13 protein-coding genes and 2 pseudogenes are annotated in these 13,013 nt (G+C 67.1%); 8 read left to right on the top strand and 7 right to left on the bottom strand.

Annotated elements, in window-relative coordinates; translation table 11 throughout:
- Positions 1–41: 41 nt before the first annotated feature.
- The gene (locus tag RWO33_RS10190; protein ID WP_314104727.1) at positions 42–1,175 is read right to left on the bottom strand and encodes a DUF1254 domain-containing protein; all 1,134 of its coding nucleotides are present in this window, start codon (positions 1,173–1,175) and stop codon (positions 42–44) included.
- A 194-nt stretch (positions 1,176–1,369) separates the two neighbouring features.
- Between RWO33_RS10190 and RWO33_RS10185 the strand changes: the two genes are divergently transcribed.
- The 3 genes from RWO33_RS10185 to RWO33_RS10175 all read left to right on the top strand — a co-directional run bounded on the left by RWO33_RS10185 (position 1,370) and on the right by RWO33_RS10175 (position 3,200).
- Positions 1,370–1,756 (top strand): response regulator, encoded by a 387-nt coding sequence (locus RWO33_RS10185; protein WP_145479009.1) that lies wholly within the window; start codon positions 1,370–1,372, stop codon positions 1,754–1,756.
- 54 nt (positions 1,757–1,810) lie between these two features.
- Complete coding sequence (locus RWO33_RS10180) at positions 1,811–2,416, top strand: TetR/AcrR family transcriptional regulator (protein ID WP_314104726.1); 606 nt, start codon at positions 1,811–1,813, stop codon at positions 2,414–2,416.
- Positions 2,417–2,516: 100 nt separating this feature from the next.
- Complete coding sequence (locus RWO33_RS10175; RefSeq protein ID WP_314104725.1) at positions 2,517–3,200, top strand: type 1 glutamine amidotransferase domain-containing protein; 684 nt, start codon at positions 2,517–2,519, stop codon at positions 3,198–3,200.
- Positions 3,201–3,242: 42 nt separating this feature from the next.
- Here the strand turns inward: RWO33_RS10175 and arsC are convergent, their stop codons facing one another.
- The 3 genes and pseudogenes from arsC to RWO33_RS10160 form a co-directional block, all read right to left on the bottom strand.
- The gene (arsC, locus tag RWO33_RS10170) at positions 3,243–3,662 is read right to left on the bottom strand and encodes an arsenate reductase (glutaredoxin) (protein ID WP_314104724.1); all 420 of its coding nucleotides are present in this window, start codon (positions 3,660–3,662) and stop codon (positions 3,243–3,245) included.
- A 336-nt stretch (positions 3,663–3,998) separates the two neighbouring features.
- Complete coding sequence (locus RWO33_RS10165) at positions 3,999–4,595, bottom strand: TetR/AcrR family transcriptional regulator (protein ID WP_314104723.1); 597 nt, start codon at positions 4,593–4,595, stop codon at positions 3,999–4,001.
- Positions 4,596–4,607: 12 nt separating this feature from the next.
- Positions 4,608–5,204 (bottom strand): annotated as a pseudogene (locus tag RWO33_RS10160) (NAD(P)H-dependent oxidoreductase).
- A gap of 256 nt (positions 5,205–5,460) precedes the next feature.
- On the opposite strand from RWO33_RS10160, the gene aroQ reads away from it, so the two are divergent.
- Genes aroQ through accC form a run of 3 tightly spaced genes read left to right on the top strand, consistent with a single transcriptional unit; the run spans position 5,461 to position 7,831 of the window.
- Positions 5,461–5,904 (top strand): type II 3-dehydroquinate dehydratase, encoded by a 444-nt coding sequence (gene aroQ / locus RWO33_RS10155; protein WP_145478986.1) that lies wholly within the window; start codon positions 5,461–5,463, stop codon positions 5,902–5,904.
- A gap of 60 nt (positions 5,905–5,964) precedes the next feature.
- Positions 5,965–6,453, top strand: a complete 489-nt coding sequence (gene accB / locus RWO33_RS10150) for an acetyl-CoA carboxylase biotin carboxyl carrier protein (RefSeq protein ID WP_145478985.1) — start codon at positions 5,965–5,967, stop codon at positions 6,451–6,453.
- 10 nt (positions 6,454–6,463) lie between these two features.
- Positions 6,464–7,831, top strand: a complete 1,368-nt coding sequence (gene accC, locus RWO33_RS10145) for an acetyl-CoA carboxylase biotin carboxylase subunit (RefSeq protein ID WP_145478984.1) — start codon at positions 6,464–6,466, stop codon at positions 7,829–7,831.
- A 53-nt stretch (positions 7,832–7,884) separates the two neighbouring features.
- Here accC and RWO33_RS10140 read toward each other — a convergent pair whose 3' ends face one another.
- The 3 genes from RWO33_RS10140 to RWO33_RS10130 all read right to left on the bottom strand — a co-directional run bounded on the left by RWO33_RS10140 (position 7,885) and on the right by RWO33_RS10130 (position 11,559).
- Positions 7,885–10,035: a hypothetical protein gene (locus tag RWO33_RS10140; RefSeq protein ID WP_314104722.1), complete on the bottom strand. Its 2,151-nt coding sequence runs from the start codon at positions 10,033–10,035 to the stop codon at positions 7,885–7,887.
- Positions 10,036–10,234: 199 nt separating this feature from the next.
- A complete protein-coding gene (locus RWO33_RS10135) occupies positions 10,235–10,606 on the bottom strand; it encodes a hypothetical protein (RefSeq protein ID WP_145478982.1) in 372 nt (123 codons plus the stop codon).
- Positions 10,603–11,559 carry a hypothetical protein gene (locus RWO33_RS10130; RefSeq protein ID WP_314104721.1) on the bottom strand — a complete coding sequence of 319 codons (957 nt, stop codon included), beginning with the start codon at positions 11,557–11,559 and terminating at the stop codon, positions 10,603–10,605. The genes RWO33_RS10135 and RWO33_RS10130 overlap by 4 nt, the downstream gene beginning before the upstream one ends.
- 172 nt (positions 11,560–11,731) lie before the next feature.
- Between RWO33_RS10130 and prmA the strand changes: the two genes are divergently transcribed.
- The gene (gene prmA / locus RWO33_RS10125; RefSeq protein ID WP_314104720.1) at positions 11,732–12,652 is read left to right on the top strand and encodes a 50S ribosomal protein L11 methyltransferase; all 921 of its coding nucleotides are present in this window, start codon (positions 11,732–11,734) and stop codon (positions 12,650–12,652) included.
- Between the two features lie 29 nt (positions 12,653–12,681).
- Positions 12,682–13,013: pseudogene (locus tag RWO33_RS10120) on the top strand (hypothetical protein); the annotation flags it as partial.

Genomic DNA, 13,013 nt, shown 5'->3' with positions numbered 1-13,013 from the left:
CGCGCGTGGATGTCGCGCGGTCAAGGCGCGGCGTTCCGCGCTCACTGCACCGGCACGGCCTCCGGGAATGTCCAGCGCCCGTCCAGGAGTTCTGCCCGCGGCCGGTACAGCCGCACCATGTAATTCCAGCCCGGCATGGTGGGCAGGCAGTTGGGCACCTGGCCGTCGCATCCTCCGAACTGGATGTCGATCGATCTGTCGGCGCCCTTCTTCGCGGTAAGGTTGTTCAACGTATAGGCGTTCTGCGGATTCTTTTCGTAGTAGCCCTGCGCGTTGTACAGGCTCACCGACCAGAATCCATCCACGGGCACGTCGGCCACGTGCAGCCGGTACACGGTCCTGCCATCGTTCCTTTCGGGCACCACGTTGAGGTACAGCGCATCCTTGTCGGGATTGCCGCCCCACGCCGAGGCGGCCCCTATCACGCGTCGCACGGGGTCGACGGTGTCGCGGGTACCGAACATGTGCCGCGTATCGGGCAGGGTGGATGCCAGGGTCAGCAGCGCTGCACGCACCTTGTCCTGGCTCACCGTGTCCCATCTGGGTACATCGAAGCTGCCCGGCGCAGCCTGCTGGATCCTGATCGCATCCTGCAGCGCGTGCACCTTGGCCACGTCCTCGGGGTTGGAGGGATCGACCAGCGTTCGAAGGGCGACCACCACGTAGCGGGTGCCATCCTTGCCCCGGCTGAGCGTGTAGGCGCCGGGCTTGTAGTTCACCTGGGTGGTGTACTGGTCCTCGTCGATGACCTGCATGGACATGAAGCGGTCCCCGGCATCGGGGAGGGTGATGGTGACCGGGCCGGCATCGAGGTCGAACACCGCGCTGGAGTACAACGTGTCGCGGTTCAACCGGACCACGGTCTGGCTGTTGATCGATGCCGGCTCGCGGTGGTGGAAAAGCTTGCCCAGCCCCTGTTCTTTCACAAGAGCGCCGAGATAGCGATCGGATTCGGCGCGTACGAAGTTGTCGGCGGTCACCGGCACGCTTCCCGGCTCGGCAGCGCGGTCGGGTTCGGCAGCAGCCACCGCCGGGGGCGGCGTCGCCGTTGCAGCCGGCGCGGCCGCGGCAGGCGTGGCCTCTGGTTCCCGTCGGCAGCCGACACACGCCAGCGCGATCACCAGGGCGGTCAGCGGCAGGGCGACGCGGGAACTACGCAGGACGTCGTTGCTCACGGCAGGTCTCCAACGCGGAAAGCTGGAGCCTAGCAATGGTCCGATGCGCCCAACACCGTACTTCTACTGCGGTTTCAACCGCATTGTCCGCAAGGTCGTCGACGGCCGGCGATGAAGATGGCGACTAGAGGGCTTTCCGCCGCGTTGACACCCGCAGGGAGACCATGGCTGCATCTTCGGTTCGCGTGTGATCCATGAGCAGGTTGGCGTCATCCCGTACAAACAAGGTCATCCTGGTGGTGGAGGATGAAATCGAGCTGTCGAGGCTTTTCATTGAAGTCCTGAGCGGCGCCGGCTACACAGTGGTTCCGGCCTACTCGGTTACCGACGCATTGTTTGCCATCGCGGACCAGCCGTTCGATGCGGCGATCCTGGATGTCGAGCTTCGCGACGGCGCCGTGTTCCCGGTGGCTGACCGCCTGGCGCGCCTGGGTACGCCCTTTCTGTTCGCGTCCGCCGTCTACCTCCAGGCAGTGCCCGCCGCCCACAGATCGGTACCGTTCGTTGGCAAGCCGTTCGAGATCGACAACCTGCTGGCCCACGTGGAACGCGCCCTCGACGTCGGGCGCAAGGCCAGTTAGACAGCACCTGCGCCCCACTAGACGACTGGTCTAATTGCATGTACAGTGCGCTGCATGAACCCGACACCTCCCTCCGAAGTCCGTGATGTACGCGACAGGATCCTGTCCAGCGGCCAGCGCATCATGGGCGGCAAAGGATTCTCGGCGGTCGGATTGAATGAAGTACTGAGTGCCGCAGGGGTGCCGAAAGGCTCGTTCTACCACTACTTCGGTTCCAAGGAAGCGTTCGGCGAAGCGTTGCTGGACGACTATTTCGCGGCGTACCTGGCCGATATGGACCGCATCTTCACCACTTCCGGTAGCAACCGCGCGCAACAGCTGGACGCTTATTTCAGTGCGTGGAAGGAAAACCAGTCATTTGAGGACTGCCAGGGCAGATGCCTGGCGGTGAAGCTCGGCGCCGAAGTCGCGGACCTTTCCCAAGGCATGCGCGCGGTGCTGCAGCGGGGCACCGCCGGCATCATTGCGCGGCTGGCGCAGGTGCTGGAAGCGGGCGCGGCGGAGGGCTCGCTGGCCTTCACCGGCACACCGGGCGCTGTGGCACAGAGTCTGTACGAGCTGTGGCTGGGTGCCAGCCTGATGGTCAAGATCGTGCGCAGCAGCCAGCCCTTCGACAACGCAGCGCAGGCTACGCGACAGATGCTTCACCCCGCTGCCTGAACCGGGCAGCGGGTCGACAACGCCCGCCGGGCGTTTTTTCACGCCGGGTTTCTAGACGACCGGTCTACTGTATCTCTCTCAATACCAGGAATCGCGCGCCATGAAAGTACTGATCGTTCTCACCTCCCACGACGAGCTTGGCAACACCGGTCGCAAGACCGGATTCTGGCTCGAAGAACTGGCTGCGCCCTACTACGCGTTCCAGGACGCCGGCGCCACCATCACCCTGGCCTCGCCCAAGGGCGGACAGCCGCCGCTGGATCCGAAGAGCAACGAGCCGGATTTCCAGACCGAACTCACCCGCCGTTTCGAAGCCGATCCGGCGGCCATCGCGCAGCTGGCCAACACCGTGCCGCTGGACAGCGTTGCGCAGGCCGACTTCGACACCGTGTTCTATCCCGGTGGCCACGGGCCGCTCTGGGACCTGGCCGAGGACCGCCGTTCCATCGCGTTGATCGAATCCTTCATCGCGGCCAACAAGCCGGTCGCACTGGTCTGCCATGCCCCCGGCGTGCTCCGCCACGTCAAGTCGGCCACGGGCGAGCCGCTGGTGCAGGGCAAGCGGGTGACCGGTTTCACCAACAGTGAAGAAGCCGGCGTCGGCCTGACCGAGGTAGTGCCGTTCCTGGTGGAAGACACGCTGAAGGCCCTTGGCGGCGACTACTCCAAGGGTCCGGACTGGGGGTCGTACGTGGTCAGCGATGGCCTGCTGGTCACCGGGCAGAACCCTGCTTCGTCAGCGGAAACGGCCGCCGTGCTGCTGCAGCGAGTGGGCGCGAAGTAAGCGCAAGCGATCGACAGCGCGCCCGCCGCAAGGCGGGCGCGCTCAGGAAACCCGCCTGCCATCCTGGTCGATCACGACCTCGCCGTCTTCCTTCGCAAACGGCGCGGTGACCGCGGGAAGGATCTCCAGCACAACCTCCGAAGGCCGACACAGACGCGTGCCCAGATCGGTCTGCACCCACGGCCGCTCGATCAGGATGGGGTTGGCCAGCAGCGCATCCAGCAGCGCATCGTCGCCCAGCGACGCATCGTCCAGCCCCAGTTCGCGATAGCGCGGCTCCTTCTGGCGGATGGCGCCGCGAACACCCACGCCCGCAGCATCGATCAGCTCGACCAGCCGCGCACGGCTGGGCGGATCGACCAGGTATTCGATCACCGTCGGCTCCATGCCCGCATGACGGATCAACGCCAGCGTGTTGCGCGAGGTGCCGCACTTTGGATTGTGGTAGATGACTGCCTTCATTTGCCTTCCTCATTTAAAACGGTGTCGACGACAAAGAGGCGTTCGGCCCTGTCACGCATTGTCGCGCGACTTTGTTTCCGTTCCGCCACTTCTTCCCCATCCGGGAAGGTCAGCAGCCCCCTCGCGACCGGGCCTGCAGGGCATGCACGAACGTGCCGCCCGCATCGGGGGCACCCTGCGGGTCCTGTCCCGACCGACGCGGGGAACCGACGTGGCCCTGTCGGTGCCCGGCGGCCGTCTCTACGCGCAGGTGCCGTCCGGCAGGTGGGTACGCAGGCTCAGGTCATGCCGGCGCAGGCCGGCATGAACTGCCTGGACGGCTGCAGATTCCTGGCTCTATCGGCTTCGTTTGATGGTCGACACGATCAGCCGCACCAGCTCAGCTTCCGCCACCGCCTGCTCCACCAGTCCGGCGGCGACCGCTTCCGAGAGCGACTCCGCCGCGCCCAGGATCGCCCAGTAGCCCGCGTCCGGCACTTCAGTACCGGTGGCAAACCCACCCAGCCAGTCCGCGCACCTGGCGATGAACTCCTGCTGGTATCGCCGCTTTACCTCGATCAACTCGGGTGAGCCCGCCAGGGCAGCGAGGATCCCCTGGATCTCGCTGCCCTGCGACAGGACGCAGTCGATGTAGCCACCCGCAATGGCATGGGCGCGATCCCTCAACTGCGCCTTGGCCTCGCCGATGCGGGCCTCGAACACCGCCGTCTGGCGCTGGTCATAGTCCTGGTAGAGCGCGGCCAGCAGCCCGTTGCGGGTCACGAAATGATCGTAGGCCACCGGCTTGGTGACACCAGCCGCTTCGGCCAGGCGCCCCAGGGACAACGCATCGGTTCCCTCTTCGCCCACCAGCGCCCACGCGACATCCAGCAACTGGCGCGCGCGTTGTTCGCGCGGCATGCGGCGGCGGGGCGGTTCGGGGCGTGCGGGCATCGGAAGGGGCGGTCAGGCGGCAGCAGACGTGCCAATGGTACGGCCGATGTCTGCCGCGGTGCGCAGGTGCGCTTCTGCGCAGCCGCTGTCCGATTCCAGCAGCAGCGTGGACGACTGCACGCGCGCGCCGCAGTAATCGAAGATGCCCATGTCGATCTGCGTCCTCATCGCGGTGCCGTAGCCACGCCGCTCGATCATGGCCGCGTCCGCGCCCCCCAATCCCACCAGATGCACCTGCAGGCGCTGCAGCTTCTTGAGCACCTTGCCATCCGGACTCTCCGCGTAGGCCCAGCCCTGGGTGAATACCCGATCGATCCAGCCTTTGAGCAGCGCCGGGAATGACCACCAGTACAGTGGATAGACCAGCACCAGTGTGTCCGCACCATCAATGCGGGCGTGTTCTGCGGCCACATCCGCCGGCGGTGCGCCGGTTTGGCGGAACAGGGCGTTGTCCGCCTAGTTGAAGCGGGGATCGAAGCCCTCCGCAGCCAGGTCGGCGATCTCCACTGTGTTGCTGCTGGCGGCAAGGATGGCATCGCCGACCCGGCTCGCCACCGCATGGGTGAGCGAACCGGGTTCGGGGTGGGCAACTACGATCAGGCTGTGCATGGGGAATGACCCTCGAGTGACGTTACCTACCAAAGGTAATATCGCTCTCCCGCATCACCAGTGCCGTGAACGGAACGCTGGCATCGCATTGGCAGGGTCATCGGACTGCCGAAGCGACCGAAGCCATCTGCGACAGGGCTTCCGTCCAACTGACTTGGACATTTCAAACGACCGCTTGAAACACGCGTAACTTCGCCGAACTGGACACGATCCACCGGTTCCGCCAGACTCCGCCCTTTCCTGTTGCGTGGCACCCATGGCGAAACTGCTGGTCCTGCATGGCCCCAACCTCAACCTGCTCGGTACGCGCGAGCCCGGGGTCTATGGCCACACCACGCTGGCGCAGATCGACCAGGCCCTGCTGGCCCAGGCGCAGGCCGCCGGGCACGCGGTGGAAAGCCTGCAGTCCAACGCCGAACACGTACTGGTGGACCGGGTGCAGGCCGCCCGCACCGACGGTACCACCTTCATCCTGATCAATCCGGCGGCGTTCACCCACACCTCGGTGGCGCTGCGCGACGCGCTGGCGGCGGTGGACGTCCCGTTCATCGAAATCCACCTGTCCAACCCCCATGCCCGCGAACCGTTCCGCCAGCACAGCTATTTCAGCGACAAGGCGGTCGGCGTGATCTGCGGCTTTGGCGCCGACAGCTACCGCTACGCCATGGACGCGGCGCTGGTCCGCCTGGCTTCGCACTGAACTCCCTTGACCCGAGCGCAACGCGCTTCCCACCACACTGACATCAAAAAAGAGGCCCCTATGGATCTCCGCAAAATCAAGAAACTGATCGACCTGCTGGAAGAGTCGAACCTCGCCGAAATCGAAATCAAGGAAGGCGAGGAATCCGTACGCCTGTCGCGCGCCCCGGTCTCCGGCTACGGCATGGTCCAGGCCCAGCCGCAGATGATGATGGCACCGGCACCGGCCCAGGCCGCCGCGCCGACGATGCCGATGCAGTCGCCGACCGAAGCCTCCACCGGCGGCACCGCCAAATCGGGTCCGGCGCTGCCGGACGGCCACGTGCTGCGTTCGCCGATGGTCGGCACCTTCTACACCTCGTCCGCGCCGGACAAGCCGGCCTTCGTCAGCATCGGCCAGCAGGTCAAGGCCGGTGAAACGCTGGCGATCATCGAAGCGATGAAGATGTTCAACCCGATCGAAGCCGATGCTTCCGGCACCATCGTGGCCATCCTGGGTGAAAACGGCCAGCCGGTCGAATTCGACCAGCCGCTGTTCGTGATCGGCTAAGGATCCGTCCATGCTCGACAAAGTCGTAATTGCCAACCGAGGGGAGATCGCGCTGCGCATCCTGCGCGCGTGCCACACCCTGGGCATCCGCACGGTGGCCGTGCATTCCACGGTCGACCGCAACCTCAAGCACGTGGCGATGGCCGACGAGTCGGTCTGCATCGGCCCGGGTCCGTCGCCGGAAAGCTACCTCAACATTCCGGCGCTGATCGCAGCGGCCGAAGTCACCGACGCCCAGGCCATCCACCCGGGCTATGGCTTCCTGTCCGAGAACGCCGACTTCGCCGAACGCGTGGAGGAGTCCGGCTTCATCTTCATCGGTCCGAAGGCCGACACCATCCGCATGATGGGCGACAAGGTGGAAGCGATCCGCGCCATGAAGGCCGCCGGCGTGCCGTGCGTGCCCGGCTCGGGCGGCCCGCTGGGCGACGACATCGTGGCCAACACCAAGATCGCCCGCGAGATCGGCTACCCGGTCATCATCAAGGCGGCAGGCGGCGGCGGTGGCCGTGGCATGCGCGTGGTGCATGCCGAAGCCTCGCTCAAGAACTCCATCGACACCACCAAGAGCGAAGCCAAGGCCGCGTTCGGCAATGGTGAGGTGTACATGGAGAAGTTCCTGGAGAATCCGCGCCACGTGGAAATCCAGGTGCTCGCCGACGGCCAGGGCAACGCCATCCACCTGGGTGAACGCGACTGCTCGATGCAGCGCCGCCACCAGAAGGTGGTGGAAGAAGCGCCGGCACCGGGCATCAGCGCCGAGCAGCGCGAAGAGATCGGCAAGGTATGTACCGAAGCCTGCGTGCGCATCGGCTATCGCGGTGCGGGTACCTTCGAGTTCCTGTACGAAGATGGCCGTTTCTACTTCATTGAAATGAACACCCGCATCCAGGTGGAACATCCGGTCACCGAAATGGTGACGGGCATCGACCTGGTGGTGGAGCAGCTGCGGATCGCAGCCGGCCACAAGCTGAGCATCAAGCAGAGCGATGTGGTGCTTACCGGCCACGCGATCGAATGCCGCATCAACGCTGAAGACGCGGAGACCTTCGTGCCGAGTCCTGGGCAGATCACCGCGTTCCATCCCCCGGGTGGCCCGGGTGTACGCGTGGACACGCACATCTACAGTGGCTACCGCGTGCCGTCGAACTACGACTCGATGATCGGCAAGCTGATCGTGCACGGCCCGGACCGCGACACCGCCATCGCGCGCATGCGCGTGGCGCTGAGCGAAATGGTGGTGGACGGCATCAAGACCAACGTCGCGCTGCAGCAGCGCATCATGCGCGACAAGGGCTTCCAGGCCGGTGGGCAGAACATCCACTACCTGGAAAAGCGCCTCGCCGAGCGCAAGAACAAGTCGATCGCATTGACCTGATCGGCGCAGTGGAAGCGTGAACGGAAAGGCGGGCACTGCCCGCCTTTCTGCTGTCAGACACCCCGCAGCGGGACCGAGCGCAGGGACTGCGCGCCCAACGGTCCCATGGCCTGCCGAGTGGGGTTCAGTTCCTCCAGGTGCAGCTCGCCCGGCGAGGTGGCGATGACCTTTAACAGGACGTTGTTGCCGATCAGTACCTGCGCTTCGTCCTGCAGCGAAATCAGGCCGGTGGGATGGGCGTGGTGCCGCATGTCCAGGGTGAGCAGCGTGGACGCACCCTGCGGCCCATCGCCCGCCCTGGCCACTGCCCCGACCGCACGCCCGCGATCGCCGCTGGCCACCAGGAAACTGTCGCTGTACAGCGTCTGCCCCACCTCCAAGGCGGCCAGTTGGTGTGTGTCCACGGCCAGCGCCGTGTAGACACGACCGGCATGCGACGGGATGCGGGCCAGGCCCCGGTTGATCCGCGCCACCATCCGGGGCGCATCGGTGAACACCGGAGGCAGCACGCCGCCGGACTGCAGGAACTCGTCCACCGAACGCCGCCGAAGCAGGTAGGTGCGGATCGCGGCCCGCTGCAACTGGCTCAGGCGCAGCCCACCGTTTTGCTGGACGGCACTCTCATACACCTGTGCCGCCTCCAGGCTCGGCATGCCGCGGTACTCGACGTTGAATTCGGCCTGGGTCATGAAGCGGTGCTCGTGTGCCGGCAGCGACTGGCGGATGTCGGCGATGCGATGGGCCAGCCGCCCCCACTGACTCAGGCGGCCCGCGCCCGACGCGCGTGGCAGGTACACCGACAGGCGCTGCGTGAACGCGTCCAGTTGGCGCATGCGCACCCGGAAATAGCGTCCGCTGAACTGCACGTAGTGGCGCAGGCGTCCTCCGTTCCGGCTGAGGTGCCAACCCGGGCGTGCCGGATCGGCGACGATGCCGCGGCTGCGCGCCTGGTCCGCGGTCAGGGCCCGCGCGTGGTGCTGGCGGAGGATGCGCGACAGTCCCACCGAAAACTGCGGCTGGCCCGGCACGCACGCGTTTCCGGGTGAGCGCCGGCAACGCGTGGCGCCGACAGGCTCGGCGCCCGCTTCCTCCTGCCCGCGCAGCTGGTAGATGCCATCGCGCTGTTCCAGCGCGAGCGTGCCGATCCGCAACCCGAGCCCGGGATCCCGCCCGGGTTCCAGGGTGGCGGGGTAGTACCGCCCGTCCACGCATACGGCATTGCCCGCCGCGCCGGTGGCGGGATCGTCGTAGTAGAGCATGCCGTCTGGCCCCAGCAGATCCAGCCGCAGCCGAACGGCATCCAGCGGCGTCTGCAGGTGCACCTGCTCGGCCAGGTGGTCGAACAGCCGGATCGAGCTGTCGGCGCGGGCGCGGGAGGTGCGGGGTGTCGCCTCGCCGGCCAGGCGCGCCCATCGCCCGGTCACGGTGTCCCACCGCACCGGCACGTCGCCTGCGTCGGTGCGCACCTGGAACCGGCCGTCGCTGATCGACAGCGCGTGGTCGGCGTCTTCGAAGCGCACCTGCACCCTGCCCCCACGCAGTTCCGCCGTGGCCTGGGCAATGGCCGGGTGTGGCGCGCCGGCGGACATGTCGATGTCCTCGTTGCGGGCGCCCGTGCCCGTGCCGGGCGCTTCCAGGCGCAGTCCCGCCTGGCCGAACACGGCCTGCATGACAGTGTCGGGATCCAAGGGGCGGTTTTCCATCGCGTCCGCCCCCAGGTCCAGCACGCTGGCGACTTCCTGCATGGCAAACACGCCACGCGATCCCACCGCGGCTGCCTCGGCCAGCGTGCCCACCGCATCGCCGACCTGCAGCAGCATGCGCATGCCGGCGCTCAAGGGTGGCGCGCAGCGCACGCCCTGGTGGCGCTCCCAGGCATTGCGTGCATCCGTGAACAGCTCGGTCACCGGGCTGCGCAGCAGCCCCGCAACGCCGTGCAGCACGCCGGGCATGCCCTGCGAAACAGGGACCGGAATGCAGTTCGCAGGAAGGGGAGCCACGGCGCGCGTTGCCGGTGGCCGCGCCGTGGTTGGCTGCAAACCCGCTGCATTGGAGATCGACAGCACCGCTGCCAGCGCCTGGGCCGGGGTTTCCACCCGCCGGATGGTGGTGGTGTCCAGCGGCCGCACGGGAGGGACGGTGGCGGGGCTACGGGCGTGGAAACGGCCGGCGGCATGCCGGTGGTCGGCGGCGGAGGTGGGCATGGGCAACTCGCAGGAAAAGGCGTGCCCGATGAAACCGAAGCCCAGCACCCCTGTCCAAACGAAACTGCCTACCGCAACGGACGCGGCGATAGTCCAGACAGATGCAAATGTCGCTATTGCCCGCTTGGCGTGACCAGGGTCAGCACGGGCATATCACCCGATGCAGTGAGCCCGGCGGTTGCGCGCCGGGCTGCACGCATCAACGGCTGGCGTCGGCCGCCGTGATCTGGGTGTCCTTCACCGGCGCAACGCCCAGCGACGAGGTCGGATCGACGATCACCATGGTTTCGGTCGAGCCATCGGGCCAGACCACCTGGAAGGTGCTGCCGGCGGGCAACGACGCGAACGGCATCCCACTCTGCGCGCGGTACACCGCAGCGACCTGGCTGGCGCCGGCGCGGCGCACGTCTTCCTGCGCCTTCACCGAGGTGAGCGTCACCTTCGACAACTGCCGGTAGCGGTCGTCGTAGGTATCGATCATGACCAGGCCCACCGCACCGGCCGAATAGGCCACGAACAGCGCCACCCAGAACCAGAACTTGGCGCCATGCAGGAATCGACGGTAATTCATGCGCGGGCCCCCTTGATCAACAGTTCAACCAACGTCTTCATTTTTCCCGCACCTTGCCGCGATACCGCAGCGTCATACACGAATGTGGAGAAGTCCTGCCCACCGTCCTGCGAACAGATCCCTCCGTTCGCACAGAAATTGTTCATCAACACACTGTCCGGCCCGCAGGCCATGCCCAGCTCACAGGCCGCCAGGCGCCAGGCCAGTTCACTGAACTGGTCGCCCGCCACCAGGCCCTGCAGCGCGGCGTCGCCGCTGGCACGCTGGCCCATGGCGGTGGAAATGGCCATGTAGGCTTCCGGGTCGCGCGACTCCATCACCCGCTCGACCAGGTCACGCCGATAGTCGGCGCTATCTTTCAGCGGCTGGCCCTCGGCGAACAGGGCCGCTTCGGCGGCCAGGTTGCCGGCCCGCGCCGCCAGCACGCGCTGGGTCAGGATCAGGCTGCGGCCGAGCCCATCGCTGGCCACGAAACCGGCGCAGCGCCGTGACACCCGTTCGCGGGCCTGCACCATCGGCGCCGAGGCACTCATGCCCATGCCGGTCAGCAGCGCGTTGTCGAGCTGGTAACCGCCCGGATCCATCGCATAGATCGCGCAGTAGTCGTACACGCGGCTGACCATCCAGCCGGCCTCGGCGTTGCCGTTGGCCGCCTGCAGGCGCAGGCGCTGCGCATACGCGAACAGGTCGGTGTCGCCTTCGATATCGGCGCGCAGGTCCAGCGGCAGTCCCGAAGGCACGGCGGCGCTGCGCTCAGTGGCCAGCAGTTGGCGTGCCAGCTGCCGCGCCTGCAGCGGCATGTTCGACCCGGTCACCGCAGGCACGTCCCCGCCCGTGGCCGCCGTCGACTCGGCGTGCAGCGCGCGGTCGCCCGCGCGGTAGCCCACCACACCCAGCAATGCCAGGGCGGGTACCACCAGCAGCCAGGTTTTGAGGGTGGGCACGAAGGCCATTCAGGAGCGCCAGGGCGCGGAAGGAGGTCCGCTGGAGGCGAAGTTTAGCAATCACGACTGCCGGTGTCTGAATCGGCTGTTCCGAAGCGTTCGCAGCCGGGATTGAGACAGAAGCTGCCAGCCTCCGGCGCAATGGTCTAGCATTCACGGTTTTCCGCAGGTAGTCGCCCCCATGCCGTTCCTGGAACTCACCCTCCACTGCACCGAAGCCACCCAGCCCCGCTATGAAAACGCGCTGGACGACGTCGGCGCGCTGGCGGTGACCCTGCTCGATGCCGATGCCGACACCAGCAACGAGCGCGCGATCCTGGAACCGGGCGTGGGCGAAACCCCGCTGTGGAACGACCTGGTGCTGACAGCACTGTTCCCCGCAGACGCCAACGCGCTGGCCCTGCTGGCCGCGCTGGAGGCATTCGACCCGGAGCTGGACTGGAACACGGCCAGCTTCCGCGCGGTGCAGGACGAAGACTGGGAACGCGCGTGGCTGGACCAGTTCCAGCCGATGGCCTTCGGCCAGCGCACCTGGATCGTGCCGTGGAACCATGAACTGCCGGAGGCCGCGCAGGCCGCCGACGCCGCCGTGGTGCGGCTGGATCCGGGCCTGGCGTTCGGCTCGGGCACCCACCCCACCACCGCGCTGTGCCTGCGCTGGCTGGACGGTCTGGCTGGCGACGGCATGCTGGCCGGACAGACCGTACTGGATTTCGGCTGCGGCTCGGGCATCCTGGCACTGGCCGCGCTGAAGCTGGGCGCCGCACGCGCCGTGGGCGTGGACAACGATCCGCAGGCCGTGATCGCCACCGGCGACAACGCCGAACGCAATGGCCTGCAGGACCGCGTGCAGGTCTACCTGCCGGGCGACGAACCGCAGGCCACCTATCCGGTGGTGGTGGCCAACATCCTGGCCTCTGCACTCGACGCGCTGGCCGATGTGCTGGCCGCGCGCGTGGCGCCGGGCGGGCGTGTCGCGTTGTCGGGCATCCTGCACGGACAGGAAGACGAACTGCTGGTGCGTTACGCGCCGTCGTTCGAGCAGCTGCAAGTGGCCCAGGACGGCGACTGGATGCGCATCACCGGCGTCCGTCGTGCTTGAATGAGGCACCTTCGCCCGGCGCTGACCCGATGACCGAGCCCACCCCGCCACCGCGCCGCCCGCTGGCCACTTTCCTGCGTGCCGCGTCCGAACCTGCGCCTGCGCCGGCCGAAGACGCCGCGCTGCCGGAGCAGGCAGTCGAATATGTAGTCGACAGCGACGTGGACAGCGGCCATGACCGCGACGCGGATGTCGAGGTCATCGCGCAGGACATCCAGCGGACAGACCAGGACATCGCCCCGGTTGCGGATGCGTCGCCCGCCGACGCGCCTGCGGTCGCGCACGACGCCGATGCTGCGTTCCAGGCGCCTGCGCAGGGCAGCGAACCCGCGCCCGCCGCGGTGGCGCCCAGCTTCATGCG

The sequence above is a fragment of the uncultured Stenotrophomonas sp. genome (assembly GCF_963519925.1).
In the GTDB taxonomy this organism is placed as follows: domain Bacteria; phylum Pseudomonadota; class Gammaproteobacteria; order Xanthomonadales; family Xanthomonadaceae; genus Stenotrophomonas; species Stenotrophomonas maltophilia_AE.
The sequence above is the reverse complement of the archived record's forward strand: the minus strand, read 5'-3'. Positions and strand labels throughout refer to the sequence as shown.